We start from the raw sequence: 21,679 nt of genomic DNA, 5'->3' as shown, positions 1-21,679 counted from the left end.
TTGGTTGATGACGAAGGCGCTTGGATAGTGACACAACGAGACCGGGCGGCGATGACATCGCCGCCCGGGTTGCATTACATGATATTCGACGATGTCGTGGCCGTCTCACCTTTGTTATCGACCCAGGATACGCCGATCGGATCACCCGATTTGCCCCCCTTGAAGGAGAACTTGATGAACGGGTTTTTTGAAACCGCCGGACCCCAATAGCCGGTGAGCACGACTTTACCCATATGCGTAAATTCGATGACCTCGATGTAGTGTGCCGGGATGATTTTTCCGGCGGCATCCTTGACGAAGCCGGAATCCATCGGATGCTTGACCAAGGCTTCGACCGTTGTGGTGTCGCCCGACGTCATTGCGTGGACCAGAATTTGATGTGCCATTGTGCTTCTCCCTTAACCGCAACCGCCAAGGGTGACCTTGACTTGCTTTGACGTGCTCATCAGCTTGCCGCCGGCCTGGATGACCGACACGACCTTGGTGGTTTTACCGAGCTTGACGCGACTTGAAATCGCGGGATCGGTGCCGGCCGGGATTTTATAGGCGCAGGCCATCACGAAAGGATTGTCGATCGCGAGAATAGCGGCTCCGGTGACGTCCTTCGCCTTGGAATCGAACGAGATTGGAACAACCGCACCGTTTTCAGCGATATCTGGTGCGTCCATCGACACGTCGGCCGAGTGAGTCACGGTCGAGGTGCCGTACATTGCCTGCAAGGTTGCCGCTTCGGTCTTCTGGGTGAAGGCCTTCATCGGATAATCCTTGGCACTCGGCGCAGCGGCAGCGTCAGCCGCGCGGGCGAAGCGCGGCAATACGATGCTGGCAGCCGCACCGGCGGCAACCGCAGTCAAAATGGTCCGGCGCTTGGCCGAGACCCGGGTCAATCCATTGATATCGGTCATATTTCCTCGCTTACTTTGTGTACATGAAGTCGATGACTTCGTTGATCTGCTTAGGCGTCAGTATTTGGTTCTTGCCGAAAGCCGGCATGATCGTCGACGGATTACGGGCCTCTTCGTCGTAGATGATCTTATAGAACTCGGCACGGTTTGGCACCATGGATTTCACGTCGTTGAGTTGAGGGCCAATGTTGCCGGCCTCAACCGCGCCTTTAAACATGTGACAGGCGTCACAATTGCCTTCATTGGTCGTCGTCGCGAGTTTTTCACCGGCAGCGATCTCGGCCGGGGTGGCGGCTGACGCGATCCCCAGCGATATCATGCTGGTGATCACACCCAACGCAACGGCAGTCGCGATAATCTTCATGACCTCTCCATCATTTGCCGTTTTTCATATGATCGACCGGACCCGTCATCCGCGGAGTCAGATTCATCGTCACGGCGTTCGATGTAATCTTGATCGAGGATGGGCTGACGCAGTTTTTCATGCAAGCGACATTATGCGTAACCGGACGCGGGTCTTTCCAGTTGAACGCATTGCGGTTGGGCATCTTGACCAGGGGAACCGATTTGGCATCGGCGACCCAGGCGCTCTTGGTGATGCCGTTCATGTTGAGGATATACGCGGTGAGCGCATAGACCTCATCCGGCTTGAGCGTGTGGGGGGCATAAAACGGCATCGCCCTATTGATATAATCCCACACCGTCGTTGCGTAAGGCCAATAGCTCCCAACTGTTTTTTCGGGACTTGGCGATCCCAGCGAACCAACCCCGCCAACGAGCGCCGGATAGTTGTTTTTACCCTCACCAAAACCGCCGTGGCACATCGCGCAATTACTGGCGTAGATCGTTGCACCCTTGTCCGCGGTCCCTGAGCCAACCGGCAGATTTTGCCCGCTTGGCGGCACCGCGATGGTCCAGCCGGTGATCTGTGCCGCCGTCGGCGTTGTGCCGATCTTGTAATAATCGATCTTTGTCGCAGGCTTGTAATGCGCAAGCTTACCGTTGCCGGTACCTTCCTCGCGCCAGACCTTCAAATCCTTCGCCGAAACGATCCCCTTGTAGTATTTGGTCGAATTATGATCGCCATTGTGACCCGGCGGCACCGCCGTGGTGGTATCACCGGCCCAGGCCGTTGCGGTCGCCAGGACCGCGCCGCCCAGCAGGACGGCGATCAGATTACGAGAGCTGGACATTGTTCACCGCCCCATTTGCCAGAATCTGCCATGTCTGGATCGAATTGTTTTCATAGACGGGGTCATGACCCCAGAATTTATGCTTCTGCACGATGGTCGGCTGCACATAGCCGGTCTCATCGGTCACCCGCGACTGGATCAACGCCGGCTTACCATCCCACCACCATGGCAGGGTAAATCGGGTCATGCATTTGTTCAGCACGGGATTGTCGAGCTTGGCGCGCACGAAATTCACGCCGCCGTCAAGCGACACATCGACATATTTGACCTTGCCGCGACCACTCCAGGCCAGACCACGAATTTCATAAAAACCAGGCCCCTGCGTTAGCGGCTTTTCCGGGCATGGAAATGTGATAACCGATTTCGCATCCATCACCCAGGTGAAGCCGAGCGACTTACCGTCACCCAGCAATTCGCTGTATTCGCTGGTTTCTTCGCGGGTGATCCATGGTTCGCGACCGACCTGCAACTGGCGCAGCCACTTCACGTTCACATTGCCCTGCCACCCCGGCACGACCAAGCGCAGCGGATAACCTTGCTCCGGCCTGATGGCCTCGCCGTTCTGGCCCCAGGCGAGAATGCAATCGTCGAGACATTTCACCATCGGCAGGCTGCGGTCCATGTGGGCACCGTCTGAGCCGGTTGGCAGAACCCAGCGACTATCGGGATAAATCCCGGCCTCGTCGAGAATGGTTTTCAGGAGCACGCCGGTCCATTCGGCACACCCGATCATGCCATGCGTCAACTGCAATGAGTTGAGCTGTGCCGCCGGCCATTCGGTGGCGCCGTTCGCCGGACATTCGATGAAATGGATACGCGACACTGAAGGGTAGCGCATGATTTGATCGAGCGTGAGCAGCAGCGGTTTCTTGACCCGGCCGCTGATCATCAGACGGAATTCCTTCGGGTCGACCGACGGCACACCTGCGTGATAACGCTCGAAGAACAAACCGTTCGAGGTGATGATCCCCGGTTGATCCTGCAGCGGCGTGAAGCTCGCATCCGCAAGACGCGTCGGCGACAACCACGGGATATAGCGCCGAACAACACTGCTTTCGTATTTTGACGGCCGGCCATACGGCCGAGCATCGACCGGGCGACCCAGCGAATTGGACCAGGAATTATCGGCTGGCGGCGCGGTCGGGGCGGTGCCCGCGGCGCGCGCCGAGGCTGCGATCATGGTCGCGCCAGCGGCGGCACCCATTTTGAACATATCACGGCGATTTGGTTTGGTCATTTCCCCTCGGCGGATTTTGCTGTTTCACTCGGACACCGTTACCGCTCGATCGTCTATCATGTGATCGATAGCAACACTTATGTGTTTCGTTGTATTGTTTTTATGATATATGTCAAGCCGGAAGCGGGAAACAAACAGCCAGTTTGGTCATTTGGGGCCGGATAATGAAATGAAGCCGCCAAATTCATGAAATATCACTTAAATATGAAGTGTCGAGGCTCTGGTGCGGATGGCGGGACTCGAACCCGCACGCCCTGACGGGCAACAGATTTTAAGTCTGCAGCGTCTACCATTCCGCCACATCCACTCCCGAACGTCACTGCCACGGCATCATCGTACAGGGCAAGCCGTGGTTAGAAGCCATAGCTGACCCGGCCGGAATTGCCGAGCGTGATATTGCGGAACCGTGCCATGGCGAGCAGGGGGAAAAACCGCGGGTAGCCGTGGTAGCGCAGATAGAACACCCGCGGAAATCCAACCGCATTATAGGGCGCTTCGGTCCACGATCCATCCGCCTCCTGCACCGATTGTAACCAGGCGATTCCCCGCAACACCGCCGGATGATCCGCCCGCCCTGCCGCCATCAGGCCGAGAAGCGCCCAGGCGGTCTGCGATGGCAGGCTCTGGTGATATTCGCCATGCGGCGCGTCGGCATAGCTCTCGCAATCCTCGCCCCAGCCCCCGTCAGCCCGCTGCTTTGCGATCAGCCAATCGGCCGCGCGGCTGATTGTTGGATCGTCATGCGCAAGTCCGGCTGCGTTCAGCGCACACAGTACCGACCAAGTGCCATAGATATAATTGGTTCCCCAGCGGCCGAACCAGGAACCATCCGCCTCCTGGTCGCGCCGCAGATAATCGACGCCCCGCGCAATCGCCGCCCGATCGGCCGGGTTGTTCAACTGACCGAGGAACGACACGCAGCGTGCCGTTACATCGGCGGTCGGTGGATCGAGGAGAGCGCCGTGATCGGCAAACGGGATATGGTTGAGATAGGTAAACTCGTTATCCGAATCGAACGCGCCCCACCCGCCCGACTTGCTCTGCATGCCAAGGACCCACATTCGCGCCCGCTCGACGGCGGCACGGTGGGCGGGATCGCCATTGCGATCGAGAATCATCCCGACCACGGCGGTGTCATCGACGTCGGGATAATGCGCGTTGTTATACTGGAATGCCCAGCCGCCCGGCGGGGCATCGGGTTGGCGGTGTGCCCAGTCACCTTTCACATCCAGGATCTGACGCGGGATCAGCCAATCGCACGCCGCGGCGACCGCCGGATCACCGGCGCCGGACGCTTCAGCGAGCGCATGCGCCGCCAGCGACGTATCCCAGATCGGCGATAGGCACGGCTGCACGTAGCTTGCTCCGGCGAATCGATCCGAGGCGTCAGTGACCAGTTTGCGTACCGCACGCCACGCGGTTGCATAGTCGGGGTGATCGGGCGCGTAGCCAAGGGTGTGATACATCATCACGGTATTGGCCATCGCGGGGTAAATCGCCCCCAATCCATCCTCACCGTTCAGTCGCGGTGTGATGAAATCGATTGCGGCTTGAATCGCGCGCTGTCGGCCGGGCAGAAACCGTTCCAGCGGTCGTAACATGCTGTCGAGCGCCTTGAACGCGTGACCCCAGAGCGATCGATAAGGTCCCCGGATATAATCGCGCACCTGGTCAGCGGGTATGACGAACAATTCATCGATCCGGACATTATGCGGATTGCGCGCTACCGGCCGTTCGGTCATCAGCACCAGAAGCGGTGCAATCACGGTACGCGACCAGTAGCTGATCTTCCAGATCGTGATCGGGAACCAGTCTGGCAGCAGCATGATCTCGACCGGCATGACCGGACAGGCATGCCATGGCAGGGCTCCGAACAACGCCAATTGAATCCGGGTGAACACATTGGTCCGCGCCGCCCCGCCGCGCGCCAGAATTGCCGCGCGCGCCCGGCGCATATGTGGCGCCTCAGGATCATCGCCGATGGCTTTAAGGGCGAAATAGGCCTTGACGCTGGCCGACAGATCCATTGCCCCATCGTGAAATAACGGCCAACCGCCGGGATTCTGCGGTGAGTTACCCTGGATCGCGCGCAGGAACACGCCAATCCGCGCCTGCAGGTCGGCATCGATCCGATCCAGAAAATGTTCCAGCAACACATACTCGGCCGGAATCGTCGCGTCGGCTTCAAGTTCGAAGACGTAATGTCCGTCGTCGCGCTGTTCTGCCGCAAGCGTGGCGTGCGCGCGGGCGATAGACTCATCGAGGTCGTGAAGATCGAATGGCAGACTGCTCAGCATAGGAATCATATAGGCGGATTTGTTACATCTCGCCTATAGCGTCGCGATTGAACCTGTCACCCATGTTGCATGTTGACAACAGTCCGATCCGCAATGATTGCGATCGGCAACCCCGCGTACGGCGCAACCATACCCTGAGATTAAGGCAACGGGCGTAATTTATGGTCGATCTGACTGAACCGGGGCGGTTTAGCCAGATCGACGGTTGCGCTAGGGCGTCATGCTTTCGGCGTAACGCTCTAGCTCAGTGTTTTTTCGAGCGATTTCATGCGATTATGTTGCCGCTGCCGCGTCAACTTAATCGCTTATCGCTCTAGGCGGCCAGCCGCTCAATATCCGCGCCGCACGCCGCAAGCTTGCGCTCGACCGCCTCATAGCCGCGATCGAGGTGATAGACCCGGTTGACAATGGTCTCGCCGCGCGCGGCAAGCCCGGCGAGAACGAGCGAGAAGGACGCGCGCAAATCAGTGGCCATGACCGGAGCGCCGGACAGGCTAGGCACGCCGCGGACGATCGCCGATGAACCGTGGACATTGATCCTCGCGCCCATCCGGTTCAGCTCCGGCACATGCATGAACCGGTTCTCGAAAATCGATTCAGTGATCATCGACGCCCCTTCGGCCACCGCCATCAGCGTCATGAATTGCGCCTGCATATCGGTCGCAAAGCCAGGAAAAGGCTCAGTCATTGCGTCGGTACCGTGCAACCCGTTGCGTCGGCTGACGTGCAAACCCTCGGACGTGGTGGTGATATCGACCCCTGCTTGACCCAGCGTTGCGAGCACGGCGCCCAGGTCGTCCGGTCGCGCCCCCCGCAGCAGCACCGCCCCGCCGGTGATCGCCGCCGCGCAGGCATAGGTTCCGGCTTCGATCCGGTCGGGAATGATACTGTGTTCGGCGCCGTGCAGTGATTTCACGCCGAGGATCGTCAGCCGATCCGTGCCGATGCCGGTAATCGAGGCCCCCATTGCGATCAGGCACGTCGCGAGATCGCTGATTTCGGGTTCTCGCGCCGCGTTGATCAAAACGGTCTCGCCATCGGCGAGACTGGCCGCGAGCATCAGATTTTCCGTCGCTCCGACCGAGATGAACGGGAAAGTGATGGTCGCACCATGCAGCCCGTGCGGCGCCGTCGCGTCGATATAGCCGCCATCGAGCCGGATTTCGGCCCCCATCGCCTCCAACCCCTTGAGATGCAGGTCGACCGGTCGTGTGCCGATTGCGCAGCCACCGGGGAGTGAAACCCGTGCCTCGCGTGTGCGGGTAAGCAATGGCCCGAGCACGAGAATGGACGCACGCATCTTGCGCACGATGTCGTAGGGTGCCTCGGTGTTGGTAATGGCGCCGCCGAGCGAAAGCGTGCGCGCGGCGGTTGGTTCCACGGCGATGCCATGCTGCGCCAGCAACTGGCTCATGGTGCCGACGTCAGCGAGATCGGGGACATTCCGCAATACCAGGCGCTCATCGGTCAGCAATCCAGCCGTCATCAGGATCAGCGCCGCATTCTTGGCCCCCGAAATCTCGATCGTGCCTTCGAGCGGCTTACCGCCGCGTATTCGTATTCTATCCATGACGCCTCAGAACCTTACAATTTCGGCAGTGATACGCCGGTCTGACGCATGTATTTGCCGGATTTATCGGCGTAACTCACATCGCATGGGCCGGCCCCCTGCAAAAATAGGAACTGGCAGATGCCTTCGTTGGCATAAATTTTGGCCGGCAGCGGCGTGGTGTTGGAAATCTCGATCGTTACCTGCCCCTCCCATTCAGGTTCCAGCGGCGTGACATTCACGATGATACCGCAGCGTGCGTAAGTCGATTTCCCAAGACAAATCACAAGGATATCGCGGGGGATCCGAAAATATTCCACGGTATGCGCCAACGCGAAAGAATTCGGCGGGATGATGCAGACCGGCCCTTTTCGATCGACAAAGCTGGAGGGCGCAAAATCTTTCGGATCGACAACCGCCGAATCGACATTCGTAAAAATCTTGAAATCATCGGAAACGCGCGCATCGTAGCCATAGGACGACAGGCCGTAGGAAATCACCCCATCGCGCTTCTGGGTTTCGACGAACGGTTCGATCATGGCACGGGCTTGGGCCTGCTCGCGGATCCACCGATCCGGCATCACCGGCATGAAATTGGCTCCGACGCGGTTTTCTTTGATTGTTCGCGTTCGCGGCTCTGCATTTTACGCCGCGCCAGATTGGCCCGCAACGCCTCGGCTTCGCGCCGTTTGCGCGCGTCGGCCAGGGTATTGGAATGGGTGGTTGGTTTGTCGGCTGGTCCGTTCATGGCCGGGACAAAGCGTCTTTGCTACCCTGGCGTCAAGAGGCCTCGAGCCGACACCGGCAGGGATTCGCATTTGACATTTGCCTGGGCGGTGAGCGGACGCCAGCTCGACACGGGCGCAATCGCTGCAACCCCTTGGCGTCGTTGACCTCTCGCTTGAGAGACCGTCGTGCCATCGGCCACATGCTTGGATGATCAAACCCACGGTTCACCGCGAGGTCCCGTTGCTCATTGCGGCGAAAAGATTATATCTCGATATCTCACATCATCCCACGTTTGATTTGGTTTGAAAGTCTCCCGTCATGGCTGAAGCGTTGCATGCCGCAGATAATTTTTTCCTTCAGGATGTCGTCTCGTTGCGCTCTGGTACGCAGGCTTACCTGGGCCGAGGGGCAGATGTTTGTGCGGATGATGCGGCGATTGAAATGCTGCAGACCGCACTCACCATCGAAATCGTCTGCGTCTGGCGCTATACCATGATGTCCGTTTCGGATCGGGGACTGCGCGATGAGCGGGTTGGGTTCGAGTTCCAGGAACAGGCTAATGACGAGCGGCGGCATACCCGCATGGTCGCCGAGCGGATCGAGCAACTCGGCGGCACACCGAATTTTCGGCCGCATGGGCTGATGTCGCCTCTGGCGGTGGAGCATGTCAGCAGCCTTGATTTCGATGATATGATTGCGGAAAATCTCGCGGCGGAGCGATCGGTCGTGGAATATTACAACGATTTGATCAATCACTTTAGAATGAGCGATCCGCTGACCACCGCGATGCTGGAGACTATTCTGCAGGATGAGGAAGATCACGCAACCGATATGCAGGATCTGCTGACGTCATAGAGCGGTCGTGGAGCGGGTTTACGCAACGAGGGGCGCGATGTGACAACGATCACATCACTGTCGGAATAAAATTGCTATGGATGTCATAACGACGACACTTTCACTTTGGTCATGAAGGGACATCCGATATGTATAGCCAATATCGCCATATTTTCATCCCAACGCCGCAGGCGACACCGGTCCCGCCTATTTCGGGCGGTGAGGTCGGCCGCGCCAAGTGCCCCGCACCGGAGCGCGGTGTCAGATGGCGCGGCATCGCGTCCGGCCTTCTCGCCGCATTGCCGTTCATGGTCTCGCTGCTGATGATCGGCGGATTCGGTCTTGCGATCTATCCTCTGGTCGTTCATGGCTTGCCGCTGTTTCTGCATCAGAGCGCTCTGGCGTTGAACCTGCATCTGGCAACCGGCACTGTCGCCTGACCGGAACCCACGATCATCACGATGGACAGGCGGTAGGCATTTTGTCTGACGCGCCACCGACTGACGGTCGGGAATAAACGACCGCCGCCACATCAGGCGGTCGGCGACGTCATTGGAACCAAGGCGGCAAGGCGAGCTCTGTCAATGATTGTGATACGCCCTGGTGACAATGCGATCAGGCCTTGGGTCTCCAACTCACGAAGGCGCCGGTTGACCGTTTCACGCGCCGACCCCACGACCCGCCCAAGCGCGCTTTGGGTAATATCGATCCGGCTAATGCCGCGATCATCGCAATGTTGCAGCAAAAATGTTGCCAGCCGCTGTGCGACATCCTGAAATACCATTGAGTCGAGTTGCGCGATTGTTGCTCGGAGGCGGGCGCAGATGATCTCGACAACGCGATGGGCAAATCCTGGATCCCGTTCCATCAATCGCATTGTGGCCGCCCGCTCGATGACCAGCAGCCGACCGTTGGTGACTGCCACGGCGTCGGCACTGCGGGGCTTGCCGTCGAACAAGGCTATCTCGCCGAACACAGCGCCCTGTGTCAGTACATTCAGGACCTGATCCTGACCATCCTCGTTGGGGAGAACAATGCGCACTTCTCCGGCCAGAATTGCCATCATCGATACGCCAGGATCACCGCGCTGAAACAGCGTCTCGCCAGCACGCATCGACCGCTCATATGCACAGCTGAACAACGCATCCAGATCAGCCGGCGAAAAGGGGGCGAAAAGAGGTATCCGCGCCAGTAACTGTCGGCCATCGCGAATCATCGGTCAGGACGTCATCGAACGAGCACAAACGATCATAGCTGAACAGTAACGAAGCCACCGCGGCCAGGCAACCGTGGCGGCGACATGAGAGAACCGATACCGCGTGCAAAATCACTGGCTCTATGGGCAGGCTCCTGGATCACCCGCGTCATCCGAGCAGGCGATAACGCCTGGGGAACCAGGATCGATCTGTTCGATCATGATTTCTGAACCGGCCATGATCGGCGCCGAGGTGCCGCCCAGCGCGGCGACTTTGGCGAAGAAATCGGCTTGGTTCGGCGCTTTGCCTTGACCTGCCGGTCCATACACCGCGAATACCTTGTGGCCACCCGCCAGAACCTTGCCAGCACGCCGCACATGCGTCGTGGTTTGCCACGGAACCCGATCCAGATTGCGGGTCTGCCGCTCGAAAGCGAGCATGGCCGGAGCGGCGCCGTCGCTTACCAGAATGACATCGCCGGGGGCCATCCTGCCATCAAGGATCGCGGCCGCCTCATCCCAGCGGGGCTTGGTTTCGGCGCGATAGTAGGGCAACAGGTTGAGCATCAGGAGCAGGGCCGCAAGCGCCAGAACCGGTGCCTGGAACCGCCGATTGACCGCCTCCACTCCAAAGCCGGCGAGGATGAAGAACGGCGCGGCACTCCACAACAGATAGCGTGGCAGCAATACCGGATGGATCAACGACACCAGTGCCAGCGTGACCGGCAAGCCGAGAAAGGCCACCACCAGAGTGATCAGTGGCGCCGGCTGGCGACGCAGATGCCAGGCTCCGAATCCCGCGAGCACGACGACGATCGCAGCGATCGCGGCAAAATGCGTCGGCAACAAGCGCATGGTCACCATGGTCGCGTCGCGCAAACCGTACAGGCTCGCTGCATCAGCCCAGCCGGCGCGCAACGTTAACGGAGGTATCCAGCCAAAACTGCGCATGACGTGATCATGCACCGCTCGTAGCATTGCGATGTAACCGGGCGCGGCCGCCGCGATGATCGCGAGTTGAACAATACTCCAGTTCGCCAGAAGCCGCCCCTTCGCCGCGACACGCGGCAGAATTGCCAGCGTCATTGCCACGGTCGCAGCGATTAGCCAGGGGATCGCATCGCCCAATGTCCAGAGCGCTCCAAGCGTACCAACGCCATAGAACAGCCAGGACGCTCGCGGCGCCCGTGGATCGGTCAGACGACGAGCCGCAGTCTCAGGATGCTGGGTCAGACCAATCAAACCCCATAACGCCAACAGAATGAATGCCATCATCATGGTATAAGAACGCGCTTCCTGCCCGAACCCGACCTGAAGCGGAGCCAACGCCATCAGCAATCCAGCCAGCCAGGCGGCGGCGCGGCCACCCATGCTCCAGGCGATGGCAAACACCAGGACGGCGGAAAGCGCTCCCGCCACAGCGGGAACCAGGCGCAGCGCGAATGTCCCGTCACCGACACCCAGCGCGATTACGGCGTGTTCGAGCAGGAAGAAGCTCGGTATGTGGTGGTGGCGCAGTGCGTTGGCGATGACGCCGGGAATCGGTCGCGCCGAGCGATCGACCGTGAATACCTCATCGAGCCAGAACGGCTTGGCCCCCAGCGCATAAACTCGCGCGATCAGAGCGATCACGAGAATCGATACCATTCCCACTGTCGCACCGATCCGCGCCAGGCGGTGTGGTGGCGATGCGGCCCTCGATGCGATGGGTGGATTGATCATTGCAGCAGCTTCACCATCAAATTGTAACCAGATCACGACGTCGCCACATCGAACAGGCTGAAATCAACTCAGGAGACCGCCTCATCGCCAAATTGGGCCTCCGGCATCGCAATCCAATGGTCATGGAGCCAATCATCATCGCGATCGGACAGCGCCGGTTCGACCATGAGCGGCGACTGTCGAGTGATCGCGATCGCGCCGCGGGACATTGCAGGGGTGAACCCGACAGCGGCGACGGCAAGATCGAACAGCGAGCGGTGATGCATGGCAATGTATCCACTGGGTTACGTGCAATCGTAAGCGCCGCAATCGTGGCGGAACGCGGGCATAGTCGGCGTGGCAACCGCCGCAGTACATCCGATCAGGATTGCGCGCGACGCAACTGTCGTAACATAAAAATCCGAGACGGCGCTTACCACCGCTGTGTAGTAAGACGGATCCGATGTGAGTTAGACGGGGCGATGAAAACGCACTGAAAGCCTCAATCGATGCGCGCCGCCATTTATTATGCTCCGAAGTCTGACGATCCGCTTTGGCACGCAGGCAACACATGGCTGGGGCGCGATCCTGAGACCGGCGTGATTCATGACCAACCCAATGAGCCGAATATTGACGCCATGACGGCTGCGCCCCGGCGCTACGGCTTTCATGCCACTCTAAAACCACCGATGGCGTTGGCGCATGGTCTGGATCGATTGATCGATGACACGCGAACGCTGGTGCGGATGATGCGCAGCTTTGTCGCTCCTGCTCTCAGGGTCTCAAGGATCGATGGATTTCTCGCTATCGTCGAGGCCGAACCATCACCTGCCCTGCGTCGGCTCGCCGACGAATGCGTGGTCCGGCTCGATCATCATCGGGTCAGGGAATCGGCGGAACGTGTGACGAAACGGCAAGAGGGACTCGACGCGATCGGACGAGCTTATCTGGCACAGTATGGATACCCCTACGTGCTCGACCGTTGGCGGTTTCACATGACGCTGAGCCAGAGAATCGCGGACCCGGACCGGCTGGATGCGGCAGCACGGGCGCACTTCGCTGCGTCTCTGGCAATGTCACGGTCGATCACCGGCGTGGCGATCTACCTCGAACCTACGCCGGGGGCTGCGTTCGACCTTGTGACGCGGCTCGATTTCGGCAGCTGACGGCAACCGCTTCAAGGACATTTCCTGAGCGAGAACGGTCGGAAACGGCTGAACATGGTGGGATTTAGCTGCTCCACGCCACCACGGGCTTTGAACGGTCTTAGTGAAGTCTGCTTGTCCATAAATTTCAGCCTAATTCGGCAAGCGATAAGACGGAGGCGTCACCGCTGGCCGAACGTGGGGTCACAGCGAACGAAATCGGGGCGATCACCGCGCTTCAAATGAGTGCTGCAGCCTGCCGAAGCTTCAAGGGAACAACACGAAGTTTCGGGCGAAGTCAGCTATAGTGCTACAAAAGCCTCTTTCCGCAATACAAGGCCCATGGAACACCGGACAGAACACGTAAAACCGAACCGGACCAAAGCCCGTCTAACCCCTGGGAAATTTTGGTGAGCCCGGAGGGAATCGAACCCTCGACCCCAAGATTAAAAGTCTCGTGCTCTACCAGCTGAGCTACAGGCTCTCACCAAAACAGGATGCCCCGCTATGACTAGATCGCGGGCCGTTCGTCAACCCCGGCCTGTGCACCGGCCGCCGCCTTGCACGCTTTATCCATGCAAGGCGGCCATGAAACCCGCGGGGCTTTACGATTTTCAAATCAGATTAAGCCGCGAGTTCCATCTTGATGATCTTGGTCGGGTCGGTCACGCGGCCGCTTTGGCCCTGGCCCTTTTTGATCTGATCAACGAATTCCATCCCCTCGGTCACCTGGCCGAACAAAGTGTATTTGTCATCGAGGAAGGTTGCGGGGGCGAAGCAGATGAAGAACTGGCTGTTGCCGCTATTGGGGTCGTTGGCGCGGGCCATGCCGAGCGCGCCCGTTAGGAAACTCGCCTTGGTCGTGAATTCGGCGGGCACGTTCGGAAGATCGCTTCCGCCGGTACCGGTGTTGGTCGGGTCACCGGTCTGCGCCATGAAACCGGCAATGACGCGGAAAAACTCGCAGCCATTGTAAAACCCGCGCCCGGTCAGGGTTTTGATCTGCGCGCAGGTTTTCGGTGCAAGATCCGGGCGGAGCATGATGGTCACTTTGCCGAAGGGCAGCGTGAGATAGATCGTGTTGGCCAGATCGGCCGTGGCGGCGATTGCGGTATCGGACATGAGAACTCCAGCGAGGGGGGAAGCCGCCGCGGCGGCGAGGATTGTGCGTCGTGTGATCATGGTGTTCTGCCAACCCTTCGCAGGGTTCTCTCCAAAGTCAGTTTCGGGACGAAACTCGATATGTCGCCGCCCAGCTGAGCAATTTCCTTGACAAATCGCGAGGAGATGAATTGCTGGCGCTCGCCTGCCATCAGGAAGATTGTCTCGATTTTCGGGTCGAGACGGGCGTTCATACCGGCCATCTGGAATTCGTAGTCGAAATCGGAGACTGCACGCAACCCACGGACGATCACATGCGCGCCAATTTCATTAGCAAACCCGATCAGCAGCGAATCAAATGGCCGGACCTCGATGACGGTACCGGTGCGCGTCGCAATCGGCTCGATCTCCGAACGGACCAACTCTACCCGTTCATCGCTCGGAAATAGCGGTCCCTTGCCAGCGTTGCGCGCCACTCCGACCACAAGCCGCGCGCACAGCGCGGCAGCCCGCGTTATGATGTCAATATGACCGTTGGTGATCGGGTCGAATGTGCCAGGATACAGTCCGGTCAGCCCCCGCTCAGACACCGGCTTCGATCTCCGTGGCGGCGTCCTCGCCGTTGTCGATCACGGGAAACACGCTGGTGACCTGTTCATCCTTCTCAACCCGCACCAGCGTGACTCCCATGGCCTGGCGCCCGGTAATCCGAACCTGATCGACTGGCGCCCGGATCAGTTTGCCCTGGTCGGTGACGAGCATGATGTCGTCGCCGGCGCGCACCGGGAAACTCGCAACGACGGCGCGGCCATTGCGGGCGGCGAGCGCGATATTTGTGATCCCCTGCCCGCCCCTGCCGGTAACGCGGTATTCATAGGCCGATGAGCGTTTGCCAAAACCACCCGTGGTAACCGTCAGCAACATATCCTCCTGCTCAGCGAGTTGGCCCGCGCGTTCGGCGCTCAGCGTGATATCCGCCGCGACCTCGTCACTCTCGACCGTTTCAATCTCCTCCTCGCCCCCGTTCCGGCGCTGGGCGGCGGCCAGTTTGAGATAGGCGGCGCGTTCTTCCACCGTCGCCTCGACATGGCGGAGCACCGAGAGCGAGATGACCTCGTCGTCCTTACCCAGCCGGATGCCGCGCACACCGTTGGAATCCCGCCCGGCAAACACCCGTAGCGTGTCATCGGTGATCTGGAACCTGATGCAGCGCGCGAGACGGGTGGCCAAAAACACGTCGTCACCCTCGCGGCAGGTGGCGACCCCGACCAGGTGATCGCCTTCATCCAGTTTCATCGCAATCAATCCGGTCGAGCGAACGTTCCGGAAATCCGCCAGCCGGTTACGCCGCACATTTCCCGAAGCGGTGGCAAACACCAGGTGAAGATCGTTCCACAAGCTCTCATCCTGCGGCAACGGCAGCACTGTGGTCACGGCATCGCCGTTGAGTTCGGGCAGGATATTGACGATCGCGCGGCCCTTGGCCGCAGGGGCGGATTCCGGCAGACGCCAGACCTTCTCGCGGAACACCTTGCCGCCCTGGCTGAAGAACAGCACGAACTGATGGGTATGGGCATTAAAACTGCGGGTGATCACATCATCCCCGCGCATCGAAGCCGCCGCCCTGCCCCGCCCGCCGCGATTCTGCGCCCGAAATGATTCAAGCGGCGTGCGCTTGATGAACCCGTCGCGTGTCATGGTCACGACCATCTGGCCGGGCTCGATCAGGCTCTCATCGTCCTGATCGGCAACACTGTCCTCGATGCTGGTTCGCCGGGGCGACCCGATCCGCGCCCGCACCGCAACCAATTCCTCGCGCATCACCTCAAGCCGGCGCGGCCGAGAGCCGATGATCGCGAGCAATTCGCCGATCTTTTCGCCGACCTCGCGCAATTCGGCCTGGATCTTGTCACGTTCCAGCCCGGTCAGGCGTTGCAGCCGCAACTCCAGAATGCCGCGGGCCTGCGCCTCGGTGAGACGCACGGTCCCGGAATCGGTCACCTGATTGCCGTGATCGTCGATCAGCGCAAGCAGCGGCAGCACGTCCCCGGCTGGCCAGTCCCGCGCCATCAGGCCCACGCGCGCCGCCGCGGCGTCGGGGGCAGCACGGATCAGGGCGATCACCGCATCGATATTGGCAACAGCGATGCCGAGACCGACCAAAAGATGCGCCCGGTCGCGCGCCTTGTTCAAGTCGAACCTCGCGCGGCGGAGAATCACGTCCTCGCGAAAGGCGATGAAGCAGTCGAGCGCATCGCGCAGCCCAAGCTGACGCGGCCTGCCGGAATCCAGTGCTAGCATGTTGATCGCGAACCCGGTCTGCAACTGGGTGAAGCGGTAAAGCTGGTTCAGCACGACCTCGGGGGTGGCGTCACGCTTGAGCTCGACCACCATGCGCATGCCATCGCGGTCGCTCTCGTCGCGCAGGTCGGAAATGCCTTCGATTTCCTTGTTGCGGACCAGATCGGCGATGCGTTCGAGCAGCGTCGCCTTGTTCACCTGATACGGCAATTCGCTGACCACGATAGCGAGACGGTCCTTGCGGATCTCCTCGATCGCGGCCCGCGCCCGCACCACGATCGAACCGCGCCCGGTTTCGAACGCATTGCGAATGCCCGATCGCCCGAGGATCATCGCCCCGGTCGGAAAATCCGGCCCGGGAACAATTTTCATCAGGTCATCGAGGGTCGCCTCGGGGTGTTCGAGCAGATGCAGCGTGGCATCGATGATCTCGGTCGGGTTGTGCGGCGGAATATTAGTGGCCATGCCGACTGCGATGCCGTTGGCGCCATTGACCAAAAGATTGGGATAGGATGCCGGCAATACGCGGGGTTCGGTGTCTGATTCGTCATAGGTTGGCTGGAAATCGACCGTATCACGATCAATGTCGGTCAGAAGGGCCATTGCGGCATCGGCCAGACGAGCCTCAGTGTAGCGCATCGCCGCCGGCGGATCGCCATCGACGGAACCAAAATTGCCCTGACCGTCGATCAGGGGAACACGCATCGAAAACCCCTGCGCCATCCGCACGGCGGCGTCATAGATCGCTGAGTCGCCATGAGGATGGTATTTGCCCATGACCTCACCGACCATTCGGGCGGATTTGCGATAGGGCTTGTCGGGCGTGTTGCCCGATTCGGCCATGGCATAAAGAATGCGGCGATGGACGGGTTTCAACCCGTCTCGTGCGTCCGGCAACGCGCGCGAAACAATCACCGACATGGCATAATCGAGGTAGGAGCGGCGCATCTCCTGCTCGATGTTTACGGGCATCAGGCCGCGTGGGCCCTCGGTGGTTTCAGATTGATCGGTCATATCCGTGTCATATCATTTGTCGTGAGAGCGGGCGAGAGCCACCCATGGCGCGCAGTCCGGCAGCGATCACCGCGATCCGATCGCCCAAACCGCGCGGATGATAACTTTCCCCCCGCCGCAACCGCGCCAGATCGCGCCGCGCCAGAACCGACGGCAATGTTGCGGCCAGGGCGGCGCGTGGCGGATCGCGCGCCAACAAATCCTGAGCGTGTTCGATCAGTGCCCGCCTGGGGGTGCCATCGCTGGGCAACAGATCGCGGCCCGTGGCCCGCAGTGAATCGGAGGCGCGCAAAATCGAGGCAATGGCGTAGCCGGTCCCGAGATCCTCGAGGGACGCAAGCGCGATCTGGTCCTGTACCCCCAGGATCCGTCCGGCCACAGCCATCAGCCGGCCCGCGGTTCCGCGCGCATAGGCAAGAAACGCAGCCCGATCGGCGATCGGCTCACACTCCGCCTCCCGCGCGTCGATCAATGCAACCAGGTCACGTTGCACGATCCCGTCACGCGCCCGCAGTTCGGGCAGCAGATTGGCCACCGGATGATCCCGCGCGGCGCCTTCCACCACCTCGCGCCACCAGTGCAGCCGGATCAGCGCCAGCGGCGGCGTACTGGCGACTTCGCGCGCCCGGGCGAGTTCGTGATTGAAGGCGTAGAGCGCGAGCAACCGGCGTCGCGCTTCGGCTGGGGCAAAAATGGCACCTATGAACCGATCGGGGTCGGCACGGCGAACCAGATCGGCAAGGTCGCGGTCGTTCATTGCGCGAGGCCATCATTGTCTGCACCGATCGAAGCTTGACGCAGCCCCCCATGAACCATAGCTAAAGTGAATGCGGCCGGAGCGGTTCGCGCGCCGGAACGCTGACAGAATCCCAAACAGGATCGGAGGTGCCGCAATGGCATTCGAACTCCCCGCATTACCCTATCCCTACAGCGCCCTTGCCGGCCACGGCATGTGCCAGGAAACCATGGAGCTGCATCACGACAAGCATCATCAGGCCTATGTGACGGCGTTGAACGGTTTCGTCGAGAAATCCGCCGATCTTCAGGGCAAGACCCTTGAGGAGATCATTCACCACACGCACGGCAAGGCAGACATGGCGCCGGTGTTCAATAATGCTGGCCAGCATTGGAACCATACACTCTTCTGGCCGGCGATGTCCCCCACCGATGGCGGCAAAATCCCCGCGAAGCTCGAAGCCAAGCTGATCGAGGATTTCGGCTCGGTCGCCCAGTTCAAGGACGCGTTCAAAACCGCCGCGACCACCCAATTCGGCTCGGGCTGGGCGTGGCTGATCCTGACGCCTGCGGGGAAACTCGCGGTCACGAAAACGCCGAACGGTTCCAACCCGCTCGCCACCAAGGAGGGGACGGCGCTGCTCGGCATCGATGTGTGGGAACATTCCTACTACCTCGATTTCCGCAACCGCCGCCCCGATTACGTCTCCAACTGGCTCGATAAACTCGCGCATTACGCCTACGCTGAACATCTCATGGCGTAAGACCCTTAAGGAAGCGGTTTCTTTTGAAGGAAGCGCTTCCTTACTTCGCCGCCTTCTTGACCTCGGCGATCTTCGTATCCGGCTTGGTCTCGCTCAAAACCGTGCTGATCGTGCTGCGCAACACCGTCACCCGCACGTTGGGCGCGATATCGACCTCGATTTCCTCGGCGCCATCGACCGCTTTGGCGACCTGACCGATGAACCCGCCGCCGGTCACGACTTTGTCGCCCCGGCGGATTGCGGACAGCTTCAACTTCAGCGCCTTCGCCTGCTGCTGCTGCGGGCGGATCAGGATGAAATAGAAAACGATGACGATCAGTACCAGCGGCGCGAAGCTGAAAATGGCCGACATGCTGCTCGAAGCGGCGGGAGCGTCGGCGGCGTAGGCGGTGGCGATGAACATGAATGATACCCTGATGTGAAGCGGCGGTGGTTGTCGTTGGTCGCGCGGGACCATAGTTTGCCGACCCGCCGCGTCAAGTCAGGAGTTGCAATGGACCAAACCGCGATCGATCTGCTGGCCCGCATCGCCGCCGCCCTTGAGCGGATCGCCCCCGAACCGCCTGAGCCGGCGTCGCTCGAGGGGCATGATGCGTTCGTCTGGCAACCGGCACGCCGGGCGCTTGAACCGGTCGGGCGCGTTTCTCGCGTCGGGATCGATCTGCTTCAGGGCGTCGAGCGGCAGAAGCAGATCCTGCTGGACAACACGCTGCGCTTCGCGCGCGGACTGCCGGCGAACAACGCCATGCTCTGGGGGGCGCGCGGCATGGGCAAATCCTCCCTGGTCAAGGCGGCGCACGCGGCGGCCAACGCGGCATTGCCGCACAGTCTGGCGCTGATCGAAATTCACCGCGAAGACATTGCCACCTTACCCGACCTGCTCGATTTGGTTCGGCCCCAATCGCGCCGAAGCCTCGTGTTGTGCGACGATCTGTCCTTCGAACGCGAGGATGCGGATTATAAGGCGCTGAAATCGGTGCTCGACGGCGGGATCAAGGGGCGGCCTGATAATGTGTTGTTCTATGCCACGTCGAACCGGCGGCACCTGATGCCGCGCGACATGATCGAGAACGAGCGTAGCACCGCCATCAACCCCTCCGAGGCGACCGAGGAAAAAGTCTCGCTCTCGGATCGGTTCGGCATCTGGATTGGGTTTCATAATTGCGACCAGACCGTTTTTTTCACGATGATCGAGGCGTATGCCGCGCATTTCGGCCTGAACATCGACCAGACGACACTCCATGCGCAAGCCATCGAATGGTCGGTCACGCGCGGCGCGCGATCGGGGCGGGTGGCCTGGCAGTTCATCAACGATCTCGCCGGGCGACTGGGCCGGATGATCACCAACACTGAATCATAAAAAAAATTATCTTTTGCAAAAATTGCGCATCCATGCCGTGCAAAGCAAGTCTCGACATGATGGAACCGCGATGCGCGCAATCCACCCGCTGCGAACACGGCAAGCCTGCGTTTGACGCGGGAGATCGGCGCGGCTGCGGCACAAGCATTGCTTGACAGGCCCTGTGGCAAACGGATTACAGACGTTCGATGAGTAGGTTACGGCACGCATAATGCGGCCCCTGTGCAACCGACAACGTGGCTGGAGTGTCTGCTGATGCTGGATGGTGCAACCGTTAATGGCGGCCTGCCGCCCTGGGAACCCGATGAACTCGGCCTGCCCCGTGCGGGCCTGATCAGCATCGCGGTCATGGCGGTGGTGTTCGGCGGCATTTTCTATGCGGCTCTGCATATGCCGCACGTCAAGAAGCCGGTGGTGCCGACCACCTATGTTCACATGGTCACCTTGCCGCGGCCGAAACCGCCACCGCCACTGCCTATTCCACCACCTCCGGTTCCGGTGCCGGTGCCGAAACCGATCGTTCACCCGATCATTCAGCACGTCTCGCCGCGGCCCACCAAAATCCCGGTGCCGGTCAAGCATGTCGTGATCCATCATGTGAAGCCGCCACCGCCGCTGAAAAAACCACCGCCGCCGCCGGCCCCGCCGCCGGCGCCGGCGTATAATTTCCAAAATTACGCCGCCGGGTTACGCGCGCCGATCGAACGGCTCGTCCATGTCAGCCGGGCGATGCGGATGCTGAAGTTGCAGGGCACCGCCTATATCGAATTCACCCTGACTCCGGCGGGTACGCTTGTCTCAGCCAGTATCTACAAGAGCAGCGGCAACCCGCTGATCGACAAAGCGGCGCTGCAAGCGGTGCAGCGCATGCATTTTCCAGGATTTCCCGGCGCCGTGAACAAGGTGTTCGCCCTGCCGATCGAAATTCTGCCGTATGGCGCGGAGTAATCGACCTGCCACGCCGAAACGCCCCGCCATCCGGCGGGGTTTTTTTTGCCGATTCGACACCCGCTTATAATGTGAGCATCTGATGCTTTTTGCGTCATGAAACCTTGCCGTATCGGGCAATTTAATTCAGTATCTGGCAGGGCCGCGCGATGGGACAAAACCCGCTGCCGTTATCACGCTTTCGTGATAATTTTCGTGATTTAACAGTTTAGTAACAATAAATCACGTTGTTGCCCTTGACCGCATTAATGTTAGCAAGATTCCGATCCATACGACAGAAAGCGGCGGTTTCATTAGAAAATCCGGCAATGTCGAACGCGCCTCCTATTTTGAAACACTGAAATTTAACCACTGTGGCAAAAACACCCTTGGCAGCGAAAACGCCGATATGCGACATACACAGGTCTGTAATACACCGTTCACCTAACGGGTGGCGGTCACATTTTGTGCATCGCGGCATGATGCCGCACAGGGATCGGTTTCATTTGCTCTGAGGAGCCTTGGGAGTTGTCTATGCAAATCGGATCGACGCGTAAGCGAATTTTGCTCCTCACTGCCTGCTCGGTGGCGAGTGGCATGGTGTTTTCAGCGCGAGTATGGGCGCAAAGCGCTCCGGCACCGGTGATCGTGCCCGTCATGCCCGCCACCGGCGGCGGACCGATCATTCCGGG

24 protein-coding genes and 2 tRNA genes are annotated in these 21,679 nt (G+C 60.0%); 6 read left to right on the top strand and 20 right to left on the bottom strand.

From position 1 onward, the window contains the following. Window positions 1-74: 74 nt before the first annotated feature. The 10 genes from soxZ to ACP5E6_RS04605 form a co-directional block, all read right to left on the bottom strand. Window positions 75-386: a thiosulfate oxidation carrier complex protein SoxZ gene (soxZ, locus tag ACP5E6_RS04650; RefSeq protein WP_427952290.1), complete on the bottom strand. Its 312-nt coding sequence runs from the start codon at window positions 384-386 to the stop codon at window positions 75-77. Between the two features lie 12 nt (window positions 387-398). Next, window positions 399-905, bottom strand: coding sequence for a thiosulfate oxidation carrier protein SoxY (gene soxY, locus ACP5E6_RS04645; RefSeq protein WP_427952288.1), 507 nt, complete (start codon window positions 903-905; stop codon window positions 399-401). Between the two features lie 10 nt (window positions 906-915). Then, the gene (gene soxX / locus ACP5E6_RS04640; RefSeq protein WP_427952286.1) at window positions 916-1,269 is read right to left on the bottom strand and encodes a sulfur oxidation c-type cytochrome SoxX; all 354 of its coding nucleotides are present in this window, start codon (window positions 1,267-1,269) and stop codon (window positions 916-918) included. Window positions 1,270-1,279: 10 nt separating this feature from the next. Beyond that, window positions 1,280-2,098 (bottom strand): c-type cytochrome, encoded by an 819-nt coding sequence (locus ACP5E6_RS04635; RefSeq protein ID WP_427952284.1) that lies wholly within the window; start codon window positions 2,096-2,098, stop codon window positions 1,280-1,282. Beyond that, a complete protein-coding gene (soxC, locus tag ACP5E6_RS04630) occupies window positions 2,082-3,335 on the bottom strand; it encodes a sulfite dehydrogenase (RefSeq protein ID WP_427952282.1) in 1,254 nt (417 codons plus the stop codon). The genes ACP5E6_RS04635 and soxC overlap by 17 nt, the downstream gene beginning before the upstream one ends. Before the next feature lie 221 nt (window positions 3,336-3,556). Beyond that, window positions 3,557-3,642: transfer RNA gene (locus ACP5E6_RS04625), tRNA-Leu, on the bottom strand. A gap of 46 nt (window positions 3,643-3,688) precedes the next feature. Further along, window positions 3,689-5,632, bottom strand: a complete 1,944-nt coding sequence (gene shc, locus ACP5E6_RS04620; RefSeq protein WP_427952280.1) for a squalene--hopene cyclase — start codon at window positions 5,630-5,632, stop codon at window positions 3,689-3,691. A gap of 313 nt (window positions 5,633-5,945) precedes the next feature. Further along, complete coding sequence (murA, locus tag ACP5E6_RS04615; RefSeq protein WP_427952278.1) at window positions 5,946-7,202, bottom strand: UDP-N-acetylglucosamine 1-carboxyvinyltransferase; 1,257 nt, start codon at window positions 7,200-7,202, stop codon at window positions 5,946-5,948. A 14-nt stretch (window positions 7,203-7,216) separates the two neighbouring features. Continuing rightward, a complete protein-coding gene (dcd, locus tag ACP5E6_RS04610; protein WP_427952276.1) occupies window positions 7,217-7,771 on the bottom strand; it encodes a dCTP deaminase in 555 nt (184 codons plus the stop codon). Further along, a complete protein-coding gene (locus tag ACP5E6_RS04605; RefSeq protein WP_427952274.1) occupies window positions 7,762-7,929 on the bottom strand; it encodes a hypothetical protein in 168 nt (55 codons plus the stop codon). Before ACP5E6_RS04605 ends, dcd begins: the two co-directional genes overlap by 10 nt. 422 nt (window positions 7,930-8,351) lie before the next feature. Here ACP5E6_RS04605 and ACP5E6_RS04600 point away from each other — a divergent pair, with 422 nt between their 5' ends. Then, a complete protein-coding gene (locus ACP5E6_RS04600) occupies window positions 8,352-8,765 on the top strand; it encodes a ferritin-like domain-containing protein (protein WP_427952272.1) in 414 nt (137 codons plus the stop codon). A 128-nt stretch (window positions 8,766-8,893) separates the two neighbouring features. Beyond that, entirely contained in the window at window positions 8,894-9,184 is a 291-nt protein-coding gene (locus ACP5E6_RS04595; protein WP_427952270.1) for a hypothetical protein, read from the top strand. Window positions 9,185-9,276: 92 nt separating this feature from the next. Here ACP5E6_RS04595 and ACP5E6_RS04590 read toward each other — a convergent pair whose 3' ends face one another. From ACP5E6_RS04590 to ACP5E6_RS04580, 3 genes are all read right to left on the bottom strand, one after another. Next, the gene (locus tag ACP5E6_RS04590) at window positions 9,277-9,960 is read right to left on the bottom strand and encodes a Crp/Fnr family transcriptional regulator (protein ID WP_427952268.1); all 684 of its coding nucleotides are present in this window, start codon (window positions 9,958-9,960) and stop codon (window positions 9,277-9,279) included. 120 nt (window positions 9,961-10,080) lie between these two features. Further along, window positions 10,081-11,586: a glycosyltransferase family 39 protein gene (locus ACP5E6_RS04585; protein WP_427952266.1), complete on the bottom strand. Its 1,506-nt coding sequence runs from the start codon at window positions 11,584-11,586 to the stop codon at window positions 10,081-10,083. 143 nt (window positions 11,587-11,729) lie between these two features. Next, a complete protein-coding gene (locus tag ACP5E6_RS04580; protein WP_427952264.1) occupies window positions 11,730-11,927 on the bottom strand; it encodes a hypothetical protein in 198 nt (65 codons plus the stop codon). 351 nt (window positions 11,928-12,278) lie between these two features. Here ACP5E6_RS04580 and ACP5E6_RS04575 point away from each other — a divergent pair, with 351 nt between their 5' ends. Then, window positions 12,279-12,806: a DUF1045 domain-containing protein gene (locus ACP5E6_RS04575; protein ID WP_427952262.1), complete on the top strand. Its 528-nt coding sequence runs from the start codon at window positions 12,279-12,281 to the stop codon at window positions 12,804-12,806. Between the two features lie 387 nt (window positions 12,807-13,193). Here ACP5E6_RS04575 and ACP5E6_RS04570 read toward each other — a convergent pair. The 5 genes from ACP5E6_RS04570 to ACP5E6_RS04550 all read right to left on the bottom strand — a co-directional run bounded on the left by ACP5E6_RS04570 (window position 13,194) and on the right by ACP5E6_RS04550 (window position 17,958). Further along, window positions 13,194-13,269 (bottom strand) — tRNA-Lys (locus ACP5E6_RS04570). Between the two features lie 140 nt (window positions 13,270-13,409). Beyond that, window positions 13,410-13,907 (bottom strand): peptidylprolyl isomerase, encoded by a 498-nt coding sequence (locus tag ACP5E6_RS04565; protein WP_427952332.1) that lies wholly within the window; start codon window positions 13,905-13,907, stop codon window positions 13,410-13,412. A gap of 56 nt (window positions 13,908-13,963) precedes the next feature. Beyond that, on the bottom strand, window positions 13,964-14,476 hold the full coding sequence (gene coaD, locus ACP5E6_RS04560; RefSeq protein ID WP_427952260.1) for a pantetheine-phosphate adenylyltransferase: 513 nt from the start codon (window positions 14,474-14,476) through the stop codon (window positions 13,964-13,966). Beyond that, a complete protein-coding gene (gene gyrA / locus ACP5E6_RS04555) occupies window positions 14,469-17,201 on the bottom strand; it encodes a DNA gyrase subunit A (protein ID WP_427952258.1) in 2,733 nt (910 codons plus the stop codon). Before gyrA ends, coaD begins: the two co-directional genes overlap by 8 nt. Window positions 17,202-17,208: 7 nt before the next feature. Continuing rightward, complete coding sequence (locus ACP5E6_RS04550) at window positions 17,209-17,958, bottom strand: phytoene/squalene synthase family protein (RefSeq protein ID WP_427952256.1); 750 nt, start codon at window positions 17,956-17,958, stop codon at window positions 17,209-17,211. Window positions 17,959-18,094: 136 nt separating this feature from the next. Between ACP5E6_RS04550 and ACP5E6_RS04545 the strand changes: the two genes are divergently transcribed. Further along, a complete protein-coding gene (locus ACP5E6_RS04545; protein ID WP_427952254.1) occupies window positions 18,095-18,700 on the top strand; it encodes a superoxide dismutase in 606 nt (201 codons plus the stop codon). 40 nt (window positions 18,701-18,740) lie between these two features. Here the strand turns inward: ACP5E6_RS04545 and yajC are convergent, their stop codons facing one another. Continuing rightward, on the bottom strand, window positions 18,741-19,103 hold the full coding sequence (gene yajC / locus ACP5E6_RS04540) for a preprotein translocase subunit YajC (protein ID WP_427952252.1): 363 nt from the start codon (window positions 19,101-19,103) through the stop codon (window positions 18,741-18,743). 90 nt (window positions 19,104-19,193) lie between these two features. Between yajC and ACP5E6_RS04535 the strand changes: the two genes are divergently transcribed. Together ACP5E6_RS04535 and ACP5E6_RS04530 are read left to right on the top strand one after the other, a co-directional pair. After that, on the top strand, window positions 19,194-20,060 hold the full coding sequence (locus ACP5E6_RS04535; protein ID WP_427952250.1) for an ATP-binding protein: 867 nt from the start codon (window positions 19,194-19,196) through the stop codon (window positions 20,058-20,060). 222 nt (window positions 20,061-20,282) lie between these two features. Continuing rightward, on the top strand, window positions 20,283-21,008 hold the full coding sequence (locus ACP5E6_RS04530) for an energy transducer TonB (protein WP_427952248.1): 726 nt from the start codon (window positions 20,283-20,285) through the stop codon (window positions 21,006-21,008). Window positions 21,009-21,445: 437 nt separating this feature from the next. On the opposite strand, the gene ACP5E6_RS04525 is transcribed toward ACP5E6_RS04530, so the two are convergent. Then, window positions 21,446-21,679 (bottom strand): hypothetical protein (locus tag ACP5E6_RS04525; protein WP_427952246.1); only part of this gene is annotated, 234 nt, incomplete at its 5' end.

Origin of the sequence: Acidiphilium sp., assembly GCF_049977125.1 — a bacterium.
In the GTDB taxonomy this organism is placed as follows: Bacteria; Pseudomonadota; Alphaproteobacteria; order Acetobacterales; family Acetobacteraceae; genus Acidiphilium.
This window is presented reverse-complemented; position numbering and strand designations above follow the sequence as displayed.